Here is a 23,396-nt window from a genome sequence, read left to right as displayed (position 1 = left end):
GGGTTCGCCCTTCGGCGAACCGGATCATCGCCCGGCAATCGTCGATGGTTCGGAACCCGAACACGCCCGGCGCCAGCGTCCTGGTGTCCTGCCAGATGCCGTCGACCGGGGGAAAGAACGCCCGGCTGCCGGTGGCCAGAAGCAGCTTGTCGTAGCGGATGGTCGTGCCGTCGTCGGCGTGCACCAGGTGCGCGAAGGGATCGATGCGCACCACCCGCACCCCGGCGCGCAAGTCGATGCCGTTCTCGGCGTACCAGTCCAGCGGATTGAGGTAGATCTCCGCGGCGTCATCCGAGCCGGCCAACACGTTCGACAGCAGGATCCGGTTGTAGTTCCCGTAGGGTTCGTCTCCGAAGACCGTGATGGCGAATTGCTCTCCGCCGCCGCGGGCGAGGATCTCTTCCAGCGCCCGCGCGCCCGCCATGCCGTTGCCGACCACTACCAGGCTGGCCAGGGCGGCCGGGCCGTGTCCGTTGGTCTCCGGTTGTGCCAATGTAGTCATGAATACCCTTGATGTGCCCTAGATTTCGACGAACCCGATGTCGACGAAGACGGTGCCGCTGAGCCCGTCGGGCGCGGCGACAAACACCTCGACGACGGTGTCGACGATCAGGTCTTCGACGACCCGAAGTGGCACGTGCACGGCGTCTTTCGCCCCGATGGGGAAGTACCGCATCGGGGCACCGTCGCGCATCAGCACAACGGTGACCAGCTCGTCGGTGCTGTTGCCACCGCGGAAATACACCGGCTGGGTGATCGCCCCGGCCGGCACGACATACCGCAGGGACGCGTCCAGCAAGGACGGCGACTCGTACCCCTTGCCGTCGAAGTTGAACGCTCCCTGCAGGAACCTAGGGGTGCTGCCATCACTCATGTCTCATCTCCTTCCGGTGCATCGGCTTCCTCGGTGCGGGCCGCGGCGTTGGACACCGAGACCGCGCAGACTTTGAACGATGGCATCCGCGAATGCGGGTCCAGGACAGGATTGGTCAGCCGGTTGATGCTCGCCGCGCCGCCCCAGTGGAACGGGGCGAACACGGTGTCCGGGCGGATGCCGTCGTTGATCCGCGCCGTCATCACGACCTCGCCCCGGCGAGTCTTCAGCCGAACCTTGCCGCCGCTGACGATGCCATATCGTCTGCCCAATGTCGGGTGAAGCTCGACCACGGGCTCGGGCGCCGCCTCGGCAAGCTTTGCGACCCTGCGCGTTTGAGTCCCGGATTGGTACTGACTCAACACGCGCCCGGTGGTGAGGTAGTACGGGAATTCGTCATCCGGGACTTCCGCGGCGGCGCGTTGCTCAACGGGATGGAAGTGGGCTCGGCGGTCGGGCGTCGGGAAGTCCTCGGCGAACAGTCGCGGGGTGTCGGGGTACCCGGCCGACGGGCACGGCCAGAACACGCCGTCGTCGGTGGTGATGCGTTCGTAGCTGATCCCCCGGTAGTCGGCCTTCCCGCCCTGGCTGGCACGGCCCAGTTCCCCGAATACCTCCTGCGGGTCGGCCGAGAACCCATGCACCCCCAGGCGCTTCGCCAGGTCGGCCATCACGTCAAGGTCGCTGCGAACCTCATCCGGCGGCGCTAGGGCCGCCCGCCGCAAGATCACCCGGCCTTCCAGGTTGGTCATGGTTCCCGACTCTTCGGCCCACTGGGCGGTGGGTAGCACCACATCGGCCAGCGCCGCGGTCTCGGACAGGAAGATGTCGGACACCACCAGGAAGTCGAGGTCGGCCAGCTTTTCGGCCACATGCAGCGAATTCGGCGCCGAGACAACGATGTTGGAGGCCATCACCCACAGTGCGCGCACCCCGCCGGGCGCGCCGATGCCGCTGAGCATCTCGTATGCCGACTGCCCGGACGATGGCAGATCGGCCGGGTTGACGCCCCAAACCCGCGCGACGTGGGCGCGCGCGACGGGGTCGTCGAGCCGGCGGTAGCCGGGCAGCTGGTCGCATTTTTGCCCGTGCTCGCGCCCGCCCTGCCCGTTGCCCTGACCCGTGATCGTCGCGAATCCGCTATACGGCCGGCCCGGCAATCCCAACGCCAGGGCAAGATTGATGAAGGCCTGCGCCGTGTCGGTGCCCGAGCTGTGTTGCTCGGCGCCGCGGGCGGTCAGGATCATCGCCCGATCGGCCGCGGCCAGCGTCCGCGCCGCGACCACGATGTCGTTCTCGGGCACACCGGTGATCCGCTCCGCCCGATCGGGCCAGTACAGCCGCACCGAGCGGCGCACCGCCTCGAATCCAGTGGTCCGCTCCGCGACGTATTCGCGAGCGATAAGCCCCTCGCGGGCAATGACATTGAGCATGCCGTTGGCCAGCGCCAGGTCGGTTCCGGGGACGGGCTGCAGGTGAAGGTCGGCGCGACTGGCGGTGGCGGTGCGACGCGGGTCGACGACGATGTGCTTGGCGCCTCGGGCGCGGCCCGCGTCGAAATACTGCATCGCCGGGGGCATCGTTTCGGCGGGGTTACCACCGACGAGAAGGATGACATCGGCCCGTGCGATATCCGCGAGCGGAAACGGCAACCCACGATCGATGCCGAACGAGCGGTTCGACGCCGCGGCCGCCGAGGACATGCAAAACCGGCCGTTGTAATCGATCGCCGAGGTGCGCAGCGCGACGCGCGCGAACTTGCCGAACTGGTAGGCCTTTTCGTTAGTCAGGCCCCCGCCGCCGAAACATCCGACCGCGTCCAGGCCGTAATCCCGCTGCGTCTCCCTGATGGCCGCGACTATCCGTTCCAGCGCCTCATTCCAGGTTGCCTGGCGTAGTGGCTTACCACGCCCGTCGCGAACGAGCGGCCGAGTCAGCCGTTCCGGATGCCCGAGCAGCTCGGCCGCAGTCCAGCCCTTCGCGCACAGTCCGCCGCGATTAGTCGGAAAGTCGCCCTGTGGTGCGAGCACCGGCGGCTTCGACGGTCCCCCGGACGCGTCGAGGGTGATCCCGCATTGCAACGAGCAATACGGGCAATGGGTTTTCGTCGGTGTCGACGCCACTGGCGATCACCGCTTCGCTGCTGAGCCGGCCGGCATTCCGCCGGCTCGGCTGGATGTACCTCCCATGTCGCCTCCCCGATTGGCGCCTACTGCCCGAAGCTACGGGGCGCGTGTTTCGAAGGTATTGCCGTGGATTGTCCGGACTACTACCGCGGGCTCACGGCCGTGACGCTGCCTCATCCCCGTGTCGGTAATACTGGATCGATGCCGAACGACGACGTTCACCCGGACCTGCGCAGCATCGCCCGCATCGCCCCGAGGCATCTGATCGGCCCCCGGAGCCTGCCGGTCATGCGAGCCATGAGCGGCCTGACGGGGCGGCGCCGCGGCGCGCCACCCGATGTCGAGGTGATCACCCTGGGCTCCGGGGCCGTCGTCCGGCTCTTCCGGCCCACGGGCGCGACCGAACCGACGCCGGCGCTGCTGTGGATCCACGGCGGCGGGTACGTGATCGGCGACGCCCAGCAGGACGATTGGCTGTGCCGCCGCTACAGCTCGAGGCTCGACCTCACGGTCGCGTCGGTGGAATACCGCCTGGCGCCCGAGCATCCGTATCCCGCGTCGCTGGAGGACTGCTATTCGGCGCTCACCTGGCTCGGCGGCCTGCCCGCCGTGGATCGCCACCGGGTGGTGATCGCCGGCGCCAGCGCGGGCGGCGGCCTGGCGGCGGCGCTGGCGCTGCTGGCGCGCGACCGCGGCGAAGTGAGCCCGGTATTCCAGGTGCTGGCGTACCCGATGCTGGACGACCGAAGTTCGGCCACCGGCGCAAGCCCGAACCACCGCCTGTGGAGCGCGCGCAGCAACCGGTTCGGCTGGACCTCCTACCTCGGAGGCGCCGACCCGCGGGTCGCCGTCCCGGGCCGCCGCGAGGACCTCGGCGGGTTGCCGCCGGCGTGGATCGGGGTCGGCACGCACGACCTCTTCCACGACGAGGACCTGGCCTACGCCCAGCGGCTGATCGACGCGGGGGTGCCGTGCCACGTGGAGGTGGTTCCGGGCGCGTTCCACGGCTTCGACGCGGTGGCACGGAAGGCCCCGGTGTCGCGACAATTTTTCGACAGCCAGTGCGAAAGTCTGCGCGCCGCACTCATGCAGGCGGATTGATCGCCGGTCACATCGCGAAGTAGACGAGCTCGCCCGCGATGACGGTGGCCGCGACCATGCCGGCGTCCAGCTCGGCCAGCGCCGTCGCCGGTGGCTCGGTCAGCACGCATAGGTCCCCCGGCTGCCCGGCTTCGACGGTCCGCGCCCGGCCCGGCCGATCCGGGCGGCCCAGAAACATCGTCAAAGCCGTTAGGGCAGGCACACATTCGTCCGCGTTGAGCACCGCGCCGCTCGGGGTGGTGCGGTACACCGCGGCGCGCATCGCCGTCCATGGGTCGCCGTGGCCGAACGGCATGTCGGTCGACAGGGCCACCGGCACCGCCGCGTCGAGCAGAGAGGCGACGCGCCAGAGTTGGCCGTGCTCGGAGGCGGGCACGTCGGCGAGGTAGTGGTCGCCGCGCTCGGCGACGAAGTTGGGTTGCGTCACCACGGTGACCCCGAGCTCCGCGAGGTCGGAGAGGTTGTCGTCGGGCACGACGGCGGCGTGTTCGATGCGATCCAGCGGGTGGCCGCCGGCCGCGCGCAGGGCCGCGATGGTGACCACCAGCTGGGCGGCGGTCACGCAGTGCACGGCTACCGGTCGGCCGTCGGCGTGCTGGCCGGCGATCCAGGCCGTCAGGGAGTCCAGGTCGAGGCGGTCGTCCTGCAGGATCTTCTTGCCCGGCGATAGGAAGCTGGGCCGCGGCCGGAACTCGCCGCGCCGGTGTGACACCAGCAGCGAGACCATGTCGTCGGCGGCGAGGTCCGGGGTGGCGTCGGTGACGCCGGTGACGCCGGTCGCGGTGATGCGGCGGCTGAGTTCGGCGAGGTCGGTTTCGCGCTGCTGCAGCGCGTCCGACCAGCCGCGGTCGGCGCTGCGCAGGCGGCCGTCGGGGTGGTCGGGCAGGCCGACCCGGCCCAGCGCCTCGGAGTTGAGGATCCACAGCGCGCCGCTGCGGTGCTGGATGCGCACCGGGACGTCGCGCACGAGGGCATCGAGGGCCGTTCGGTCCAGCTCGCCCGCGACCGATTCGTGGTAGCCGACGGCGCGAATCCAGCCGTCGGGGCCGGGAGTGGCGTTCGAGAGCAACTGCGTCAGCTGCTCTTTGGTGGCCACCCCGGGCGGTCCGACGAGGAAGGAGTCCAGGGCCGAGGCCGCCGACCGCACGTGCACATGGTGGTCGTGCAAGCCTGGCAGCACGGTCCCGCCGCCGGCATACAGCACGCCCTCCCCTGTGCGGGGCTCCAGGCCCTCGCCCACTTCGTCGATCTGCGCGCCGACCCGGACGTCGACCGTTCTGCCGTCCAGCAAGGTTGCCCGGTGAATCAGCATGACAGGCAACGCCTTTCGGCGACCATCCGACGCACGGCGTCGTCGTCGGCGCCGAGTTCGGCCGCCGGGGCCGACGGCGCGGGCGGCTGCGGCGGCGGGGCCGGATGCGGGGTGACCGACGCGACGGTGGGCAGCGCCGCATAGGTCGCGGCGACCGCGGCCATGGAAAGGTGGATCAACTCACCCCCGCCCCGGCTCAGCGATTCAAGCACCGCCAGCGTCGCCTCCAGACCGGTCAACGGGTCGGCGATGGCGTCGCCGCAGAACACCGGTCCATCGGCGGCGGTGCCCACCAGGCCGCCGGCCACCGCGGCGTCGTCGCCGAACGCCGGCCTGGAGTCTTCATATCCGCTGATACGCAACCAGATTCGGCCCGCCCGCGGCGCGATATTGTCTGGCCCGAGCCCTCGCCGCTCCAGCGCCGCGGGCCGCGAGCCCTCGATCACGACATCGGCGACGGCGAGCAACTCGCGTAGCTCGTCGGCACCGCCGTCGAAATCCACACAGTAGGAGAGCTTTTCGCCGTTCATCCAGTCGTAGAAGGCGCGGTTGCCTGCTCGGGTGCCGTCCGGGCGGCGCGGGCTTTCCACTTTGACGACCGTCGCCCCGCCGCGCGCCAAGAGCTGCCCGCACAGCGGCCCGGCCCACATCGAGGACAGATCGGCCACCAGCAGGCCGGCCAACTCACGCGGATGCGCTCGGAAGCCCAGGTGCCGCACCTGTGGCGACCCCGCGGCGACCTCACCCAGCGCGGCCGCCGGAATGTCGAGCAGGCCCGCCCGTTCGGTAACCGCGGACACCGGACGCGTTGCGGCCCAGCGCCGCAGTGCGGGCCACGGATCGGCGGCCCCCTTGTCGGCCTCCAGCAGCGCGGGAACGGCGGCGACGTCGTCGGGGCGCGACAGCGTGATCGCGCACCAGCCGTCGGCGGTGGCCAGCAACCGGGTGGCGCCGCCCGCCGACACCCGGCCGCGGCGCGTCAACCCGAGCAGCCCGGCCCGCCCGGCCAGCAGGCCGGCGGGGTCGACGGGGGTGCGGGTTCGACGACGGACGGCCACGGCCACCTCCTCGGCGCGGGCCAGCACGTGCGCGCGGGAGAAGTCGGGCGGCCCGTCGGGCAGGCCCGTAAGGCAGGCCAGCCCGCTGCTACCCCAGCTGGCCGACGGCGAAGCCGAACTCACGCCCACCATTGTGCGCGCGGCGGGGCGCTGCGACTCAGAAATGCAGCGCGCTGAACCGCCAGTCCAGCACCGGCCGGTCGGGCTCGCCCACGGCGTAGACCAGGGACCGCAGCCCCAGCACGCCCCCGTGCTCGGTCGGCCGGGCGGTCTCGATGTGCAGCTCGCTGTACAGGGTGTCGCCCTCGTGGACCGGGCCGGTGTGGTCGCAGGACTCCCAGCCCAGCACCGTCGCCAGATTGGGCAGCAGCCTGCCGGCCTGCGCGAGCGCCAGCCCGACGGTGTGTCCGCCGTACACCAGCCTTCGCCCGGCGACGCGCGAATCATGGTGTGTCGCCGCGATGTTCAGGGTAAGCCGGGCGAGCTCGGGCGCCCCGCTGACCACGTCGCCGGCGCTGCGCAGCACCGTGCCCGCCAGGCCCGCGTCGAAATGCGGACCGGGGACCTTGGTGCGGAACACGTCGGCGTCCCAGTGCGCGGTCGGATCGTGCGCGGGGCCGGGCACGTCGGCGCCGACGGCCGACAGATCGTCGCCGGGCGCCCGATCGGGATTGAAGTCCGGGCCGGCCGGCAGCATGGCGCACCGGTAAAAGTCGAGGACCAGCCGGTCGGCCTGGTCGATGGTGATCATCCGCAGAGCCGCCATCCCCGTCGGCTCCCGGCCGGGCTTGGGCGAATTCGCCCGCAGCCCAACCACTTCGGTGCGGGTGTAGATGGTGTCGCCGATCACGGGGAAGCGGTGAAACACCAGGCCGCGGTAGAACAGGTTGGCTTTCACGCGTTGGGTGGCCAGCGTCGACTGCCCGATCGCCACGTCGCAGACGAGCCCCGGGTGGGCCAGTGGCCCCGGTACGCCGGTCACCGCGGTGCACAGCACGGCGTCCAGCGCCAGGCGCAGCCGGTCCCCCAGGATCGCCTGGTGGGCGCCGGCCAGACCCGGCGACAGCGTCATCGCCGGCGCCCAGTCGAACACCTGGCCCACCGAGAGATCGTCGAAGTAAGGGCCGCCCTCCCGCACACGCGCATAAGCCACGGGGCCAATATGGCACACGTGAGCAGTGAGCTGAACGACGAAGAGGACCTGCTGGTCGCCACGGTGCGGGCGTTCATCGACCGCGACGTCAAACCCCGCGTCCGCGAGCTCGAACATGCCAACACCTACCCCGAGGCGTGGATCGAGCAGATGAAGCGGATCGGCGTCTACGGCCTGGCCGTTCCCGAGGAATACGGCGGGTCGCCGGTGTCGATGCCGTGTTATGTGCGCGTCACCGAGGAGCTGGCCCGCGGCTGGATGAGCCTGGCCGGCGCCATGGGCGGGCACACCGTGGTGGCCAAGCTGCTGACGCTGTTCGGCACCGAGGAGCAAAAGCGCGCGTACCTGCCGCCAATGGCCAGCGGCGAGCTGCGGGCCACCATGGCCCTGACGGAACCGGGCGGCGGCTCGGACCTGCAGAACATCGCGACGACCGCCCTGCCGGACGGCTCCGGTGAGTTGCGGATCAGCGGTTCCAAGACCTGGATCAGCAACGCGCGCCGGGCCGGCCTGATCGCGCTGCTGTGCAAGACCGATCCCAACGCGACGCCGCGGCACAAGGGCATCTCGATCGTGCTGGTCGAACACGGGCCGGGCCTGACGGTGTCGCGGGATCTGCCCAAGCTGGGCTACAAGGGCGTGGAATCCTGCGAGCTGTCCTTCGACGATTTCACCGCTCCCGAGTCGGCGGTGCTGGGCGGGGTGCTGGGCGAGGGCTTTTCGCAAATGATGAAGGGGCTGGAGACGGGCCGCATTCAGGTGGCGGCCCGGGCGCTGGGCGTAGCGGCCGCGGCGCTCGAGGACGCGCTGGCCTATGCGCAGCAGCGGGAGAGCTTCGGGCGGCCGATCTGGAAGCACCAGGCGATCGGTAATTACCTGGCCGACATGGCGACCAAGCTCACCGCCGCCCGTCAGCTGACCCGCTATGCCGCCGAGCGCTACGACAGCGGCGAACGCTGTGATATGGAGGCGGGGATGGCCAAGCTGTTCGCCTCGGAGGCCGCGATGGAAATCGCGCTGAACGCCGTTCGCATTCACGGCGGCTACGGCTATTCCACCGAATACGACGTCGAACGTTACTTCCGTGACGCGCCGCTGATGATCGTCGGGGAAGGCACCAACGAGATCCAGCGCAACGTGATCGCCGCGCAGCTGGTCGCCCGGGGCGGGATCTGAGGCAAATCTCCCTGGCTGGCGTTCGCCCGTGCTGTATATTTGCGGGACTTCGGCACCAGCAAGGCCACAGAGAGGCAGCTGCCATGAGTTATCCCCCCGGGCCATACGAGGGTCACCCGGAATGGCAGGGCCAACCGCAGCCGTCGTGGCAGGGTCAGCCGCCGCCGCCCGGTTACCCGGCGCCGCAGCCGGGTTGGCCGCCGCAACGCGAGCCGGACAACTACCTCGTCTGGGGGATCCTGGTCACAGTCCTGTGTTGCCTGCCGTTCGGGATCGTCTCGATCGTGTACTCCACCAAGGTCTCCGGGCTGTGGGTCCAGGGGCGGTACGCCGAGGCGCAGACGGCGGCCGACAACGCCAAGAAGTGGGCCATCATCGGCGCGGTCGTCGGTGTGGCCGCCTATGTCATCGGCGTCATTCTGTGGTTCGCCATGTTCGCCGCGATCGTTTCGTCGATCCCGTCGACGACCAGCACCACCTACTCGGGCTTCTGAGCTAGGTGAGCCCTTGGGCGCCAACGTAAGTGGCGTCCACCAGCCCCCACGCCCGCGCGGTATGGGCATCGATCGCGCGCCCGGACAGCACCAGATACGCCGTGCGCCAGCGCCCGATCCGGCGGGTGACGCTCACGGTTCCGCCGGCGCCGGGGATCAGGCCGAGGCCCAGTTCGGGTAGCCCGAACACCGAATCGTCGCGCGCCGCAACCCATCCGCAAAACGCCGCCATCTCCAATCCGCTGCCCACCACCCGGCCGTGCACCTCGGCCCGGCAGGCCCGGCCGAGCCGGGCGGTCAGCGCGTCGAGCGCCAGAGCCGGGCTGTGCCGGGTGCGCGCCAGGTGCGCGCTCGCCGGGTCGGCGAAGGTGCCGAACTCCGCGAGGTCTCCGCCGCTGCAGAACGACGGGCCGTTGCCACCCAACACGATCCCGGTCACCGACGGGTCCAGCTGCGCGACGGTCAGCGCCTCGAGCAGCGCGGCCCGCGCGTCGGTGGAGAACGCGTTGTGACGTTGCGGCCGGTTGAACGTGATGCGCAGCGTGTCGCCGTCGCGCCGCGCCAGCACCGGGTCGGCGAGCTCGGGCGCGCCGCTTGGGCCGCGTTCGGCGAGCCAGCGTGCGAACTCCGGGCCGGCCTGCAGGGTCGAGTAGGCCAACGACTCGGTGATCACCCCACCCAGGGCCGGGCCGGCGGGATCGACCGAGCGCAGGACGTCGTCGCACACGGCGCTGGCGTGCGGCCACCGTTGGCAGCGCTGCGTCAGCTCGGCCAGGGCGTCGGGCACCGAGCCGACGGTGACCACCCGACGATCCGCACACGGGTCCTCGGTCAGCGTGAAACTCGCTGCGTCCGGCCAATATCCGGCCGCCGCAATGTCCTCGGCGGTGCCGACGGCGACGATCACACCGGGCGGTGATGCGACGCCCGCGTCGCCCTCGCTACAGACGTCGACGACCCGCATGGGTCACACCGAATACTTCTCGATCAGCCCGTTCTTGTAGAGCTTGCCGGTGTCGGTGCGCGGCAGCTGCGCCTCGAAGGCGATCGACCGCGGACATTTGTAGTGCGCCAGGCGATCTCGCAGCCACGCGGTCAGCTCCTCGGCGAACCCGTCGGTGGCGTCGGCCGGGTCGACAGTCTGCACGGCCGCCACCACCCGTTGGCCCATCTCGTCGTCCGGAACGCCGAACACCGCCGCGTCCAACACCTTCGGGTGGGTGACCAGAAGGTTCTCGGTCTCCTGCGGGTAGATGTTCACGCCGCCGGAGATGATCATGTGGTGGCGGCGGTCCGTCAGGTACAGGTAGCCTTCCTCGTCGAGGTAGCCGACGTCGCCGACGGTCGTCCAGCCGTGCCGGTCGCGCGAGGCGGCGGTTTTCGTCGGGTCATTGAGGTATTCGAAGGAGTAGCCGCCCTCGAAGTAGATCTCGCCGGGCTGGCCGGGCGGCAGCTCGGTTCCGTCCTCGTCGAGGATGTGGATCTGGCACGCCATCGGCTTGCCCACCGAACCCGGATGCGCGAGCCAGTCTTCGGCGCTGATCAGCGTCGACCCGATCGCCTCGGAGGACGCGTAATACTCGTCGATGATCGGCCCCCACCAGTCGATCATCTGCTTCTTGATCTCGACCGGGCACGGCGCGGCGGCGTGCATCACCCGTTGCAGGCTGGACAGGTCGTACGAATCACGAACGGCGGCGGGGAGTTTCAGCATGCGGGTGAACATGGCCGGCACGAACTGCCCGTGCGTGACGCGGTGGCGCTGGATGGCGTCCAGCGTGCCCTCGGGGTCGAACTTCTCCAGCACGACCGTCGTGATGCCGCCGGCCTGCGCGCTCATCGACCACACCGACGGCGCGGTGTGGTACAGCGGGGCGGGGCTCAGGTAGACCGAGTCGGGGGTCATCCAGAACTCGACCAGGGCCGACATCATGCCGGGTGCCTCGGCGGGCGGGACGTGCGGCAGTTCGCGTTTGATGCCCTTGGGCCGGCCGGTGGTGCCCGACGAGTACTGCAGCAGGTCCCCCTCGATTTCGTCGTCGATGGGGGTTTCCGGTTGGCGGGCAACGCATTCCGGGTAGCGCTCCCAACCGGGCAGCTCGCCGTCGGCGATCATCAGCAGCTCCGGCAGCCCGTTCGGTAGGTAGTCGGGCAGCTGCGCGAGCGTGTCGCGCAGCGCCGCCGAGCCGATGACGGCCTTGGCGTTGCTGTTGTCGACGATGTAGGCGGCCTCGGCCGCGGTCAGGTGGGTGTTGATCGGGACGTAGTACAAGCCGCTTCGGCGGGCCGCCCACATCACCGCGTGGATGTGCTCGTTGTTCTCCATCAGGATCGCGACGGTGTCCCCCTCGCGCAGTCCGGCCTGGCGGAACCGGTGCGCCAGTCGATTGGCGCGGGCTTCCAGGTCGTCGAAGGTGACGACGGTGCCGGACGGGTACAGGATGACGGCGGGTTTGCCGGCGCCGACATGGGGGCGAATCTGCATGGGAGGACTGTACCGCCGCCGAAGTTGACGGGTGTTAAGTGGCCGACGTCATCAAGTCACACCCGTCACAAGATCTTCGGGGTGGTCCGATGGGCCCGGGTTCTTGTTACCTAAGTGATCACGGCAGCAGCAGGGCGCTGTCGCCGAATTCATGCCACAGATACCCGTGCAGGGCCGCTGCCCGGTAGGCCGCCGCGACCAGCGAGGGCCCCGCCACCGCCTCCAGCAGCAACATGTGTGAGGCGCCGGCGTCGTGCCACCCGGTGATCAGGCCGTCGACCACCCGGCACGGGCGGTCCGGGCCGAGCACCAGATCGGTCCAGCCCACCGCCCGCCGCACCACGCCCGCGGCGTCGGCGGCCGACTCCAGCGCGCGGGTCACCGTGGTGCCGACGGCGATCACCCGGCCGCCGGCCGCGCGCGCCGAGTTGACCATCCGCGCGGTGCCGGCCGGCACCTCGAACAGCTCGGGGGTCGGTGGCTCGCCGGCTTCGGCCGACGACACCCCGGCGTGCAGCGTGACCGGCGCGATCCCGATGCCGGCGGAGACCAGAGCGGTGACCAGTTCGGTGCTGAATGGCCTCGCCGCGCTGGGCATTTCGGCGCTGCCGGGGTGGCGGGCGAACACGGTCTGGTAATAGCGCAGCGGCCATTGCCGCGGCACGTACGCGTAGCGGATCGGCCGCCCGTGCCGGGCGAGGTACGCGCCCACCTCCCCCTCCAAGATCACCCGCGCCGTCCACAACCGCGCGCGGTCGACCTCGGGTTCGGGATAGGACGTACCGATGACGAGCCCGGCGCCGCCGGGCAGGTCGATGCGTTCACCGGGCCGGACGTCGGTGAGGTGTCCGGCCGCGTCGCCCGCGGGCCGCAGTTCCACCACCCAGGCCTTCTCGGCGCGGGCCGTCGAGAAGTGCACGGCGATCGGCCGCCCGGCGCGACGACCGTCGACCGCGGCGGGCAGGGTGGCCGAGTTGTTCACCACGAGCAGGTCGCCCGGCCGCAGGTGATCGCCGAGGTCCGCGAAGCGCGCGTGGACGACCCGGCCCGGGCGGGCGACCAGCAGCTTGACGGCGTCGCGGGCCACGCCGCGCGCTTCCGGCGGCTCGATCGCTGCGGTCATGAGCGCACCCCGGACAACACCGAATCGGCGGCGCGGTAGCGGCCCGCGGGCGGCCGCGTGTCCAGCAGTCGCAGCAGCGCCGGGACTTTCGCTTCCGGCTCGGCGCGATCGGAGATGTCCTCCCCGGGGAACGCGGCCTGGTGCATCTCGGTCCGCATGTCGCCCGGATCGAAGGCGTACACCGCCACCGCTGGCGCTTCAGCGGCCAGGACGGCCGACAGCTGATCCAGCGCGGCCTTCGACGAGCCGTATCCACCCCAGCCCGGGTATGGCTCGACGGCGGCATCGGACGTGATGTTGATGATCGTCCCCGCGTTGGCGGCGAGCGCGGGCAGCGCCGCCTGAACCAGCGCCACCGGGGCGAACACGTTGGCCTCATACACGGCCCGCAACTCGCCGGGCGGGTAGTCGGCGAGCGCCGGTTGCGGGCTTGGCCCCAGCCTGCTGGCGTTGTTCACCAGCAGCCGAAGCGGTCCGGCGCCGGTCGCGGCGGCGACCAGCGCATCACGATGTGACGCGTCGGTGACGTCACCGGCCAACGGAATCAATCGGTTCGAATTCAGCTCGGCGACAGTGGCTTTGAGGTCTGGGGCGCGACGGGCATCGGTGACGACGGCCCACCCCCGGTCGAGCAGTGCGGCTGTCACCGCCTTGCCGAACCCGCGGGAGGCGCCGGTGACGATGGCGACATGTGATTGAGTCATACGGCCATACTGATAGTTGAAGTAAACTTTAAGTCAAGTACCCGATTCGAATTCTCGAGAAGGCCAGATGGACAAGCGGGATTTGTTCTCCGTCAGCGAGATCGCACGCCGCAGCGGCTTCGCCGCCTCGGCGATCCGGTTCTACGAGGGCCAGGGCCTGATCACGGCGAGTCGGACCTCCGGCGGTCAGCGCCGATTCGAACGCCAGATGCTGCGGCGCCTGGCCTTCATCAAGGCCGCCCGAAACGTCGGCCTGAGCCTGGACGAGATCGCCGGCGCGCTCGCCGGGCTCCCGGACGGCCGCACCCCCACCCGGGCCGACTGGTCCCGGCTGTCCCGGACGTGGCGCGCTCGCCTCGACGACCAGATCGCCGGGCTGATCGCGCTGCGCGACAACCTCGATTCGTGCATCGGGTGTGGCTGCCTGTCACTGAAGCGCTGCGCGATCTCGAACCCGGGCGACGCGGCAGCGGGCGCCGGGGCGGGCGCGGTGTACCTGCCGAAGTCGTTGCGACGGCAGGCGATCAGCGGCTAGCTGGACTCCGAGAACCGCTGCTTGAGCGCCTCGAACTCGTCCTTGACGCCGGTGGGCAGCTTGTCGCCGACGAACTCGAACCACTCCTCGATCAGCGGGAGCTCCTGGCGCCACTCGTCGGCGTTGACCTCCAGAGCCCGCTCGACGTCGGCGCTGTCCACGTCGAGGCCGTCGAGGTCGAGGTCCTGGGCGGTGGGCACGATGCCGATCGGCGTCTCCTGGCCGCCGGCCCGGTGCTCGATGCGGTCGACGATCCACTTCAGCACCCGGCTGTTCTCACCGAAGCCCGGCCAGAGGAACTGACCCTCGTCGCCGCGGCGGAACCAGTTGACGAAGAACACCTTCGGCAGCTTGGACTCGTCGGAGTTCTTGCCCAGGTCCAGCCAGTGCTGGAAGTAGTCGCCGACGTGGTAGCCCAGGAACGGCAGCATGGCCATCGGATCGCGGCGCACCGTGCCGACCTTGCCCTCGGCTGCGGCGGTCTGCTCGCTGCCCATGGTGGCCCCCATGAACACGCCGTGTTGCCAGTCGCGCGCCTCGGTCACCAGCGGCACCGTGGTCTTGCGGCGGGCGCCGAACAGGATGCCCGAGATCGGCACCCCCTGCGGGTCGTCCCATTCCGGCGCCAGGATCGGGCATTGCGACATCGGCGTGCAGTACCGCGAATTCGGGTGCGCGGCTTTGGTTTCCGTGTCGCGGATGTACCAGTCGTTGCCCTTCCAGTCGATCAGGTGATCCGGCTCGCCTTCCAGCCCTTCCCACCACACCTCGTCGTCGTCGGTGAGCGCGACGTTGGTGAAGACGGTGTTGCCCGCGGCGATGGTGCGCATGGCGTTGGGGTTGGACTTCCAGTTGGTGCCCGGCGCCACGCCGAAAAAACCAAACTCGGGGTTGACCGCGTACAGCCGGCCGTCCTTGCCAAACCGCATCCACGCGATGTCGTCACCCAGCGTCTCGGCGCGCCAGCCTTCGATGGTGGGCTGCAGCATGGCCAGGTTGGTCTTGCCGCACGCCGACGGGAACGCCGCGGCGAAGTAGTACGCCTTGTTCTCCGGGGAGATCAGCTTGAGGATCAACATGTGCTCGGCGAGCCATCCCTCGTCGTGGGCCATGGCCGAGGCGATGCGCAGCGAGTAGCACTTCTTGCCCAGCAGGGCGTTGCCGCCGTACCCGGAGCCGTAGCTCATGATCTCGCGGGTCTCCGGGAAGTGGGTGATGTATTTGGTGTCGTTGCAAGGCCACGCCACGTCCTGCTGGCCCGGCTCGAGCGGGGCGCCCACCGAGTGCAGCGCCTTGACGAAGAACCCGTCGTCGCCGATCTTGTCCAGCGCGGCCTTGCCCATCCGGGTCATCACCTTCATGGAGACGACGACGTACTCGGAGTCGGTGATCTCCACGCCGAGCTTGGGGTCGTCGGCGCCGAGCGGGCCCATGCAGAACGGCACCACATACATGGTGCGGCCGCGCATGCAGCCGCGGTACAGGTCGGTCATGGTGGACCGCATCTCGGCGGGGTCCATCCAGTTGTTGGTCGGCCCGGCGTCGATCTGCCGCTCGGAGCAGATGAAGGTCCGCGATTCGACGCGCGCGACGTCGGACGGGTCGGACAGGGCCAGGAACGAGTTGGGGTACTCCTTGGGATTCAGTCGCTTGAACGTGCCCGCCTCGACGAGCTGATCCGTCAGCCGCTTCCACTCCTCGTCGGAGCCGTCAGCGAACACCACCCGGTCGGGCTGGGTGAGCTCGGCAACCTCCTCGACCCAAGCCAGCAGGCCGGGATGGTTGGTGGGTGCGCTGTCCAGACCGGGAATGGTCGCTGAAGTCATCGAACTCTCCTGAATTCTTCTGCCTGCTAACCGGCATCTCTCGCTTGCATATGCGTTCTCGCCCACACAACTGTTTACATGGTGGCGTTAACTACAGGTTATCGTGATCGCCTTGTCGGGGAGGTCTCGGGCGGGTATAAGCCTTCTCACAACAACGATTCAGAAACAGGGCCGAACGTCACCCGGGATCGCCATTTTCGCTCCTTGACACTGGTTCATCATTTTCGCCCTCGGGTTGGGGTGTACCCGGTTCGCCCAGCTCTGCACGCACGGCGTCCAGCGCCGCCTGCACGGTGGGCATCTCCCGGTCCCGCGCCGCCGCGGCCCGGGCCGCCGCGATGGCGTGCTCGCGCAGCTCGCTGTCGATGGCGCTGACCTGCTCGGCCACGTGCGAGTTCTCAGCCTCGTCCCGCGCGACCAGCGCGGTGCTCAGTAGCGACTCGGCGACCAGCACGCGGGTGGCGACCAGCTCCTCCACCGCCGATTGCAGCGACGACGTGACCTCGCCCGCCCAGCGGTCCAGCAACGCCCGGTCCCGCAGCAGGCCGCGGATGTGGATGACCACGAACGCGACCACCAGCCCGATGGCGACGCACCCCGCCGCCCCCGCGGCGGCCAGCGCGGGGCTCAGCCGGGAGGTCAGCCCGCCCACCAACCGGCTGAGCGTGAGCGCCACGCCGAGCCCGAACGCGGCGCCCAGCAGCATCAGCAGCCATGTCTCCTGCCGCCGAGATTTCAGCGGCGGCGGCGGGACCTCGATCGTCGGCAGCTTCTCCTCGGCGTCGTGGAAGGCGGGCAGCGCCGCCGGCACACCCAGCACCTGCGCGACGTCGGCGAGGTGGGTGGCGGCTCCCTCGCCCACCTCGGCCACCACCTCGTCGACCCGCCCGCGCGCGTACACCTCGAAGCCGGCCATCTTGCGCCGGGACAACCCCGCCGCGTCCTCCTGCAACTCGCCGCGCACCGACGCACAACGGTTGCGCGCGAAGTAGGACAACTGCACCCGGGCCTGCTGAATCTGGCCGCGCAGCGTGATGGTGCGCTCGGTTTTCGCCTGCCGCCGCAGCCGCAGGGCCGTGCTGCGCTCTTCGCGCAGCCCGTCCACCCGGGCGCGCCGGCCCGCGCCCTCGGCGTCGCGGTCGAAGCGTCGGATCACCGTCTGCAGCCGGGATTCCCAGGCGCGCAACCGGTTTCGCCGAGGAATGTCGGGGTCGGCCAGCTGCGCCGCGACGGTCTGCGCCAAGTCGTCGACGTCCGGGTCGCCGAGGTCGGGCAGGGCGGCCGCGCCGACCCACGGCACCCGGGCGTAGCGCGGCGCGTGCGCGGCCAGGACGTCGCGGTCGGCGGCCACCACGTCGCGCCAGTTGCCGTGGACGTCGATCTTGGACACCACGCCGACGACGACGTCGGTGTGCTCGGCGGCGGCATCGAGCAGCGCGCAGTCGGACGCGGTCAGTTGCGCCGCCGCGGACACCACGAAGACCACCGCGGTCGGGGCGTCACCGGGTCCCAGGTCCGTCGACTCGACGAACTTGTGTTGTGACAGCCGTTCGCGCAGCGCCCCGACCACCGCGGTGACGCCGGCCAGCCAGGGGCCCGTCACCAGCACCACGTCGCGGCGGTTGACGGCGGGCGCGTCCAGCCGGGGGCCGATCGTCGCCACCAGCGCGTCGACCTGAGCGGCCGGATCCTCGCCGCTCAATAGAACTCCCCGGGCAGCGAGCCGGCGGCGCGTGACCACAGCCGCAGCGATCCGCGGGCGATGTCGGCGCCGCACGCCTGATGCAGCTCGCCCACCGGGCCCCGGCCGAAGCGCTGCCAGCGCACCGCCCGCGCCAGGTGCGCGGCGGCATCGGCCTCGGGGTCCAGCCCGGCGGCGGCGGCCACGTCGACGGCGGCCGCCATGCGCGCGAGCACCGTGTCGTCGCGGGAGAGGAAGCCGCTGATCGCCTCGCCGATCCGGTCCCGGGACACGGCCAGGGCCTCCAACTCGGCGACGGCCCGCAGCACCCGCTGGTAGCGCGCGTCGGCCCCCAGGACCGAGAGCCTCGTCAGGACGGCGTCGACGCCGCTGACGCGGCGCAGCAGGGCGCGGGCCTGCGCCGGCGTCGCGCCCCGCCGGGCCGCGGCGATCCCGAGCGCGGTGCCGAACAGGTCCAGGGTGTCCAGCAGGCGCTGCCGCAGCACGGACGGGACCGGAACGTCCGCGGCCAGGAACCCGGCGAACGAGCCGTCCAGGCAGGTGGCGCCGCCGGGACTGGCGGCCAGCGCCCGCAGCGCCGCCCACAGTGCGCCGTCCAGGCCCCGCGCCGCGGCCAGCGCGAGCAGCCCACTCATCGGCTCCATCGGCGCACCCGCGAGCGCCGACAGCTCGGCGCAGCGCGAACGTGCCGCCGTCGGCGGCGCGGCACCGGCCCGGCCGGACAGTGAACCGGTCAGGTCGGACTTGTTCAGCACCGCCAAGGCGGGGCGCGCGGCGGCGGCGATCGCCGCGGTGTCCTCGGGTTTGAGCACCTCGGCGGTGACGTACAGGTCGAGGTCGGCGGTGCCGGTCGCCCCCGTCGTCGCCGAGATGCCGTACGCGTCCCCGGCGAGGTCGAGGGCGCGCGCCACCGTGCGGCGACCGACCCCGCGGCGCCCCCGGACGGCCACGCGCAGCGGCGCGGCGCATCGCTCGGCGATGGCCGTCGCGCGCGGGTCGGCGTGGCCGGCGGCGAAGCGCCGCAGCTCGTCGACGAAAATTCGGTGCCCTTGTCTCGTCATGTCCCGTCCCGATTCAACCTCACCGAATGGTGGCACCTGCGTCACCCAGATGCGAGCCACCGGGCTGTTACCAGTCGAAGGCAACTGTTGGGTATCAATCTGGATCAGGGGCGGCTACATCGGGCGTTCATGGGCCACCATGGACAAATGCATGCGCAACCCGGGGTCGGGACGTGTCCCGGCGCGCCGGTGGGAGTGGAGGCTGTCCTGGAGACAGGAGGGGGGGCGGTCCCGGAACCGCCCGAATCGGACCGCCCCGAGCAGCGCCACCTCCCGGCCACGAGCTTTCGCTCGCGGCGTTCCGCGCTGTCGGCGGCCCAGCGCCAGACGTGGGAGCGGCTGTGGCCGAGACTGGGCCTCTCGGTCGGCGCCGACGCGTCGGGGTCACCCCAGCCCGCGCAGCCGCTGAACACCCGCGCGTGGTTCGGCCGTCAGGCGCCGGTGGTGCTCGAAATCGGTTGCGGCAGTGGCATATCCACGCTGGCGATGGCCAAGGACGAGCCCCACGTCGGCGTGATCGCCGTGGAGATCTACCGGCGGGGGCTGGCCCAGCTGCTGTCCGCGATCGACCGCGAGCAGGTCGACAACATCAGGTTGATCCGGGGCAACGCGATCGACGTGCTGGACCGGCTGATCGCGCCGGGCTCGCTGACCGGGGTGCGCGTGTTCTTTCCCGATCCGTGGCCCAAGGCCCGGCACCACAAGCGCCGGTTTCTGCAGCCGGGCACGATTGGCCTGATCGCGGACCGGTTACTCCCCGGTGGTGTCCTGCATGCCGCGACGGACCACCCGGGTTACGCCGAGCAGATCGCCGAGGTCGGCGACGCCGAACCCCAGCTGCGCCGCGTCGGTCCGGGCAGCCGGTTGCCGATCTCGGTCGCGCGGCCCACCACCAAGTACGAGACCAAGGCCCAAGAAGCGGGCAGCGTCGTGCACGAATTCATCTGGACAAAGGCTGGATAGGGCTGGGTAAGGCGATGAGATGAGCCTGACAGAAGAGACCACAGCAGCAGAGCAAGCGCCCCTTGACTCTCCGGCGGTTCTGTCCGCCGAGGGCCTGAGCAGCTTCCAACCACCCGCGGGACGGGTTCTGCTGGTGTGGGACGCTCCCAACCTCGACATGGGCCTGGGCTCCATCCTGGGCCGCCGCCCGACGGCCCTGGAGCGCCCGCGTTTCGACGCCCTCGGCCGCTGGCTCCTGGCGCGCACCGCGGAGGTCAGCTCGGGGCGCCCCGGCGTGGTGATCGAACCCGAGGCCACGGTTTTCACCAACATCGCGCCCGGCAGCGCCGAAGTCGTCCGGCCGTGGGTGGACGCGTTGCGCAACGTGGGCTTCGCCGTCTTCGCCAAACCGAAGATCGACGAGGACAGCGACGTTGACCACGACATGCTCGCCCACATCGCACAACGGCAGGAGGAGGGGCTGGCGGCGCTGGTGGTGGCCTCGGCCGACGGTCAGGCTTTCCGCCAACCGCTGGAGGAAATCTCGCGAACCGGGGTGTCCGTCCAAGTGATCGGATTTCGCGAACACGCGAGTTGGGCGCTAGCGTCGGATACCTTGGACTTCGTCGACCTGGAAGACATCGCCGGTGTTTTCCGGGAACCATTGCCACGGATCGGTCTAGATTCGCTGCCTGATCAGGGGGCTTGGCTGCAGCCGTTCCGGCCGCTGTCCGCCCTGTTGACCGCGCGTGTGTGAGACTGGCGTCAAAAAACCGAAGAGGTACTGCGCGGGTCGCTAGCGATCCAGTAAGGAGCTTACGTGTTCGCCTGGTGGGGTCGAACCGTGTACCGCTACCGGTACATCGTGATCGGGGTCATGGTGGCCCTGTGCCTCGGCGGCGGCGTCTTCGGCATGAGCCTGGGCAAGCACGTCACGCAGAGCGGTTACTACGACGAGGGCAGCCAATCCGTGAAGGCCTCGGTGCTGGGTGACCAGACCTACGGCCGCGACCGCACCAGCCACATCGTCGCCACCTTTACCGCGCCCGACGGCAAGACAGTCGAGGACCCGGCCTGGCACCAGAAAATCGTCGACGAGCTGAACAAGTTCAAGAACGACCATCCCGACCAGGTCGTCGGGTGGGCCGGCTGGCTGGCCGTGGCGAACCCCGCCGACGCGCCGGCGCTGATCAAGGGGATGGCCACCGAGGACAAGAAGCACACCTTCGTGTCGATCCCGCTCAAGGGCGACGACGACGACACCATCCTGAACAACTACAAGACGATCGCGCCCGACCTGCAAAAGCTCGACGGCGGCACGGTGCAGCTCGCCGGCCTGGAGCCCATCGCCAACGCCCTGACCGGCACCATCGCCACCGACCAGCGCCGCATGGAGGTGCTGGCGCTACCGCTGGTGACGGTGGTGTTGTTCCTGGTGTTCGGCGGCGCGGTCGCCGCGGGCCTGCCGGCCATCGTGGGCGGGTTGAGCATCGCCGGCGCGCTGGGCATCCTGCGGTTCGCCGCCATGTTCGGACCGGTGCACTTCTTCGCCCAGCCGGTGGTCTCGCTGATCGGTCTGGGTATCGCCATCGACTACGGGTTGTTCGTGGTGAGCCGGTTCCGGGAGGAGATCGCCGAGGGCTACGACACCGAGGCCGCCGTGCGGCGCACCGTGATGACGGCCGGTCGCACCGTGACGTTCTCGGCGGTGCTGATCATCGCCTCGAGCGCCAGCCTGCTCGTGTTGCCGCAGGGTTTTGTGCATTCGCTGACCTACGCGATCTTCGCGGCGGTGGGCCTTGCGGCGCTCCTGTCGATCACGCTGCTGCCGGCGTGCCTGGGCATCCTCGGCCGCCACGTCGACGCACTCGGCGTGCGGACCGCGTTCCGGGTGCCCTTCCTGCGTAACTGGAAGGTGTCGCGCGCCTACCTCAACTGGCTCGCGGACCGGCTGCAGAAGACCAAGACCCGCGAGGAGGTCGAGGCCGGGTTCTGGGGCAAGCTGGTCAACTTCGTGATGAAGCGGCCGCTGGCGTTCGCCATCCCGATCGCCGTCGGCATGATCCTGCTGGTGATCCCGCTGGGCAACCTGTCGTTCGGGGGCATGAGCGAGAAGTACCTGCCGCCCAACAATTCCGTCCGCCTGGCGCAGGAGCACTTCGACAAGCTCTTCCCCGGCTACCGGACCGAGCAGCTGACCGTGGTGATCAAGAGCGACAACGGCAGCAAGGTCACCGACCAGCAGGTCGCGGACATCCGGAGCAGGCTGGCGCCGATCACCGGGTTCACCGACAAGAACTGGCAGGAGCGGGCGTGCCCGACCATCGCCGGCAATCCCTGCGTCAACGGCCCGAACGGGACAACACAGCCCAAGGACGACTCCGTGCGGGTCATCCAGAACGGCTTGTCCAATCGCAACGACGCCGAGAAGAAGATCAGCGAACTGCGGGCGGTAAACCCACCGAAGGGGCTCAGCCTCCTTGTCGGCGGCACTCCCGCCCTCGAGCAGGACAGCATCCACAGCCTTTTCGACAAGGCCCCGCTGATGCTCGTCCTGTTGCTGAGCGCCACCATGCTGTTGATGTTCCTGGCGTTCGGGTCGGTGGTGTTGCCGATCAAGGCGACGGTGATGAGCGCGCTGACGCTTGGGTCCACCCTGGGCATTCTCACGTGGATCTTCGTCGACGGGCACTTCTCGACGTGGCTGAACTTCACGCCGACACCGCTGATGGTGGTGCTGATCGCGCTGGTCGTCGCGGTGGGCTTCGGCCTGGCCACCGACTACGAGGTGTTCCTGGTGTCCCGGATGGTCGAGGCCCGCGAGCGCGGCATGTCGACCGCCGAGGCCATCCGGATCGGCACAGCCACTACCGGACGCCTGATCACGGCCGCCGCGCTCGTCCTCGCCGTGGTCGCCGGTTCATTCGTGTTCTCCGACCTCGTGCTGATGAAGTACCTGGCCTTCGGGTTGATGGCCGCGCTGCTGCTGGACGCGACCGTGGTCCGGATGTTCCTGGTGCCGTCGGTGATGAAGCTGCTCGGCGACGACTGCTGGTGGGCCCCCCGCTGGGCCCGGCGGCTGCAGGACCGGCTCGGGCTGGGCGAGATCGACCTGCCCGACGAGCGCAAGCGGCCCACCCTCAGCGGGCGCCCCGCCAGGCCTCCGGTCGCCGCGGCCAGCCTGGTCGCCGCGGCGCCGCGCGCGCCGCACGACCCCACGCACCCCGGCGCGCTGGAGCCGTCGCGGGCGACTCCCCCGGGCCCGGCCGGCCCGCCGGAGCCCCGGCCCGCCCAGGAACCGCCGGCCGGCGCCCCGTCGCGCGCCACCACCACCCGGATGCCGGCCAGGCCGAACCAGCCGACCGACGCCAAGACGGCACGCCTCTCGGCGCCCACCAACGCGGCCCCCGGCCCGGCGGGCGCTCCCACCCCGCCGCGGCCCGCGGCGACCCCGTCCAGCGGTCAGACGCGGGCCATCCCGGTCCCGACCAGCCACTCCGCCGACAACAACGGCGACCCGGCCGATCCCACCGCTGCCCTCCCGGTGATGAAGTCGGAAGCCAACGACTCGGATGCGGCCACCGAGCAGCTCAATGCCCGCGGCCAAAACGACCCCGGCGACAACGGCGACAATCCGCGTCCGCGCCGTCGCGGCGGCGGGGGCGGCGCGGGCGTCAGCGCCCAGGATCTGTTGCGCCGCGAGGGACGACTGTAGGGCCTAGCG

The 23,396-nt window shown here is 70.2% G+C and carries 20 protein-coding genes; 7 read left to right on the top strand and 13 right to left on the bottom strand.

Features of this window, described 5'->3' with window-relative positions; genetic code table 11:
- From A5787_RS06385 to A5787_RS06375, 3 genes are all read right to left on the bottom strand, one after another.
- Nucleotides 1-502: FAD-dependent oxidoreductase (locus A5787_RS06385; protein ID WP_197506974.1), on the bottom strand; the 502-nt coding region annotated here is incomplete at its 3' end.
- Between the two features lie 18 nt (nt 503-520).
- On the bottom strand, nt 521-874 hold the full coding sequence (locus A5787_RS27630; protein ID WP_066963316.1) for a molybdopterin oxidoreductase: 354 nt from the start codon (nt 872-874) through the stop codon (nt 521-523).
- Nucleotides 871-2,997: a molybdopterin oxidoreductase family protein gene (locus tag A5787_RS06375; RefSeq protein ID WP_066963312.1), complete on the bottom strand. Its 2,127-nt coding sequence runs from the start codon at nt 2,995-2,997 to the stop codon at nt 871-873. The genes A5787_RS27630 and A5787_RS06375 overlap by 4 nt, the downstream gene beginning before the upstream one ends.
- 204 nt (nt 2,998-3,201) lie before the next feature.
- Here A5787_RS06375 and A5787_RS06370 point away from each other — a divergent pair, with 204 nt between their 5' ends.
- Nucleotides 3,202-4,101 carry an alpha/beta hydrolase gene (locus A5787_RS06370; protein ID WP_066963309.1) on the top strand — a complete coding sequence of 300 codons (900 nt, stop codon included), beginning with the start codon at nt 3,202-3,204 and terminating at the stop codon, nt 4,099-4,101.
- Between the two features lie 7 nt (nt 4,102-4,108).
- Here A5787_RS06370 and A5787_RS06365 read toward each other — a convergent pair whose 3' ends face one another.
- From A5787_RS06365 to A5787_RS06355, 3 genes are read right to left on the bottom strand one after another with little or no spacing between them, the layout of a single operon-like run.
- Complete coding sequence (locus A5787_RS06365) at nt 4,109-5,413, bottom strand: amidohydrolase family protein (protein ID WP_066963305.1); 1,305 nt, start codon at nt 5,411-5,413, stop codon at nt 4,109-4,111.
- The gene (locus A5787_RS06360; RefSeq protein WP_066963302.1) at nt 5,407-6,603 is read right to left on the bottom strand and encodes a CoA transferase; all 1,197 of its coding nucleotides are present in this window, start codon (nt 6,601-6,603) and stop codon (nt 5,407-5,409) included. The genes A5787_RS06365 and A5787_RS06360 overlap by 7 nt, the downstream gene beginning before the upstream one ends.
- 25 nt (nt 6,604-6,628) lie before the next feature.
- The gene (locus A5787_RS06355) at nt 6,629-7,624 is read right to left on the bottom strand and encodes a MaoC family dehydratase (protein WP_156763789.1); all 996 of its coding nucleotides are present in this window, start codon (nt 7,622-7,624) and stop codon (nt 6,629-6,631) included.
- A gap of 9 nt (nt 7,625-7,633) precedes the next feature.
- Here A5787_RS06355 and A5787_RS06350 point away from each other — a divergent pair, with 9 nt between their 5' ends.
- A complete protein-coding gene (locus A5787_RS06350) occupies nt 7,634-8,800 on the top strand; it encodes an acyl-CoA dehydrogenase family protein (protein WP_066963299.1) in 1,167 nt (388 codons plus the stop codon).
- Nucleotides 8,801-8,883: 83 nt separating this feature from the next.
- On the top strand, nt 8,884-9,294 hold the full coding sequence (locus A5787_RS06345) for a CD225/dispanin family protein (protein ID WP_066963296.1): 411 nt from the start codon (nt 8,884-8,886) through the stop codon (nt 9,292-9,294).
- Between the two features lies 1 nt (nt 9,295).
- Here the strand turns inward: A5787_RS06345 and A5787_RS06340 are convergent, their stop codons facing one another.
- The 4 genes from A5787_RS06340 to A5787_RS06325 form a co-directional block, all read right to left on the bottom strand.
- Entirely contained in the window at nt 9,296-10,258 is a 963-nt protein-coding gene (locus A5787_RS06340) for an enoyl-CoA hydratase/isomerase family protein (protein ID WP_066963293.1), read from the bottom strand.
- Between the two features lie 3 nt (nt 10,259-10,261).
- Nucleotides 10,262-11,779: a fatty-acid--CoA ligase FadD4 gene (gene fadD4 / locus A5787_RS06335; protein ID WP_066963290.1), complete on the bottom strand. Its 1,518-nt coding sequence runs from the start codon at nt 11,777-11,779 to the stop codon at nt 10,262-10,264.
- 118 nt (nt 11,780-11,897) lie between these two features.
- Nucleotides 11,898-12,902 (bottom strand): S-adenosylmethionine:tRNA ribosyltransferase-isomerase, encoded by a 1,005-nt coding sequence (locus A5787_RS06330; protein WP_066963287.1) that lies wholly within the window; start codon nt 12,900-12,902, stop codon nt 11,898-11,900.
- Nucleotides 12,899-13,606, bottom strand: a complete 708-nt coding sequence (locus A5787_RS06325) for an SDR family oxidoreductase (protein WP_066963284.1) — start codon at nt 13,604-13,606, stop codon at nt 12,899-12,901. The genes A5787_RS06330 and A5787_RS06325 overlap by 4 nt, the downstream gene beginning before the upstream one ends.
- A 67-nt stretch (nt 13,607-13,673) precedes the next feature.
- Between A5787_RS06325 and soxR the strand changes: the two genes are divergently transcribed.
- Nucleotides 13,674-14,141: a redox-sensitive transcriptional activator SoxR gene (gene soxR / locus A5787_RS06320; protein WP_066963281.1), complete on the top strand. Its 468-nt coding sequence runs from the start codon at nt 13,674-13,676 to the stop codon at nt 14,139-14,141.
- On the opposite strand, the gene A5787_RS06315 is transcribed toward soxR, so the two are convergent.
- The 3 genes from A5787_RS06315 to A5787_RS06305 all read right to left on the bottom strand — a co-directional run bounded on the left by A5787_RS06315 (nt 14,138) and on the right by A5787_RS06305 (nt 18,730).
- Complete coding sequence (locus A5787_RS06315) at nt 14,138-15,967, bottom strand: phosphoenolpyruvate carboxykinase (GTP) (RefSeq protein ID WP_066963278.1); 1,830 nt, start codon at nt 15,965-15,967, stop codon at nt 14,138-14,140. The two genes, soxR and A5787_RS06315, sit on opposite strands and share 4 nt — an antisense overlap.
- A 178-nt stretch (nt 15,968-16,145) precedes the next feature.
- On the bottom strand, nt 16,146-17,669 hold the full coding sequence (locus tag A5787_RS06310) for a hypothetical protein (protein WP_066963275.1): 1,524 nt from the start codon (nt 17,667-17,669) through the stop codon (nt 16,146-16,148).
- On the bottom strand, nt 17,666-18,730 hold the full coding sequence (locus tag A5787_RS06305; protein WP_066963342.1) for a hypothetical protein: 1,065 nt from the start codon (nt 18,728-18,730) through the stop codon (nt 17,666-17,668). Before A5787_RS06305 ends, A5787_RS06310 begins: the two co-directional genes overlap by 4 nt.
- A gap of 87 nt (nt 18,731-18,817) precedes the next feature.
- On the opposite strand from A5787_RS06305, the gene trmB reads away from it, so the two are divergent.
- The 3 genes from trmB to A5787_RS06290 all read left to right on the top strand — a co-directional run bounded on the left by trmB (nt 18,818) and on the right by A5787_RS06290 (nt 23,387).
- A complete protein-coding gene (gene trmB / locus A5787_RS06300; protein ID WP_369829088.1) occupies nt 18,818-19,693 on the top strand; it encodes a tRNA (guanosine(46)-N7)-methyltransferase TrmB in 876 nt (291 codons plus the stop codon).
- A gap of 19 nt (nt 19,694-19,712) precedes the next feature.
- A complete protein-coding gene (locus A5787_RS06295) occupies nt 19,713-20,429 on the top strand; it encodes an NYN domain-containing protein (RefSeq protein WP_066963269.1) in 717 nt (238 codons plus the stop codon).
- Nucleotides 20,430-20,492: 63 nt separating this feature from the next.
- Nucleotides 20,493-23,387, top strand: coding sequence for an MMPL family transporter (locus tag A5787_RS06290; RefSeq protein WP_082977094.1), 2,895 nt, complete (start codon nt 20,493-20,495; stop codon nt 23,385-23,387).
- Nucleotides 23,388-23,396: the final 9 nt, after the last annotated feature.

The sequence above is a fragment of the Mycobacterium sp. 852002-50816_SCH5313054-b genome, from assembly GCF_001667185.1.
Taxonomy (GTDB): domain Bacteria; phylum Actinomycetota; class Actinomycetes; order Mycobacteriales; family Mycobacteriaceae; genus Mycobacterium.
The sequence above is the reverse complement of the archived record's forward strand: the minus strand, read 5'-3'. Positions and strand labels throughout refer to the sequence as shown.

Excerpts from the sequence above, each read along its gene's own strand:
- A5787_RS06305 (WP_066963342.1), bottom strand. The coding sequence starts at position 18,730 with ATGACGAGACAAGGGCACCGAATTTTCGTCGACGAGCTGCGGCGCTTC.
- A5787_RS06370 (WP_066963309.1), top strand. The coding sequence starts at position 3,202 with ATGCCGAACGACGACGTTCACCCGGACCTGCGCAGCATCGCCCGCATC.
- A5787_RS06365 (WP_066963305.1), bottom strand. The coding sequence starts at position 5,413 with ATGCTGATTCACCGGGCAACCTTGCTGGACGGCAGAACGGTCGACGTC.
- A5787_RS27630 (WP_066963316.1), bottom strand. The coding sequence starts at position 874 with ATGAGTGATGGCAGCACCCCTAGGTTCCTGCAGGGAGCGTTCAACTTC.
- A5787_RS06350 (WP_066963299.1), top strand. The coding sequence starts at position 7,634 with ATGGCACACGTGAGCAGTGAGCTGAACGACGAAGAGGACCTGCTGGTC.
- A5787_RS06360 (WP_066963302.1), bottom strand. The coding sequence starts at position 6,603 with ATGGTGGGCGTGAGTTCGGCTTCGCCGTCGGCCAGCTGGGGTAGCAGC.
- A5787_RS06330 (WP_066963287.1), bottom strand. The coding sequence starts at position 12,902 with ATGACCGCAGCGATCGAGCCGCCGGAAGCGCGCGGCGTGGCCCGCGAC.
- fadD4 (WP_066963290.1), bottom strand. The coding sequence starts at position 11,779 with ATGCAGATTCGCCCCCATGTCGGCGCCGGCAAACCCGCCGTCATCCTG.
- A5787_RS06295 (WP_066963269.1), top strand. The coding sequence starts at position 19,713 with ATGAGCCTGACAGAAGAGACCACAGCAGCAGAGCAAGCGCCCCTTGAC.
- A5787_RS06315 (WP_066963278.1), bottom strand. The coding sequence starts at position 15,967 with ATGACTTCAGCGACCATTCCCGGTCTGGACAGCGCACCCACCAACCAT.
- A5787_RS06345 (WP_066963296.1), top strand. The coding sequence starts at position 8,884 with ATGAGTTATCCCCCCGGGCCATACGAGGGTCACCCGGAATGGCAGGGC.
- soxR (WP_066963281.1), top strand. The coding sequence starts at position 13,674 with ATGGACAAGCGGGATTTGTTCTCCGTCAGCGAGATCGCACGCCGCAGC.
- A5787_RS06340 (WP_066963293.1), bottom strand. The coding sequence starts at position 10,258 with ATGCGGGTCGTCGACGTCTGTAGCGAGGGCGACGCGGGCGTCGCATCA.
- A5787_RS06325 (WP_066963284.1), bottom strand. The coding sequence starts at position 13,606 with ATGACTCAATCACATGTCGCCATCGTCACCGGCGCCTCCCGCGGGTTC.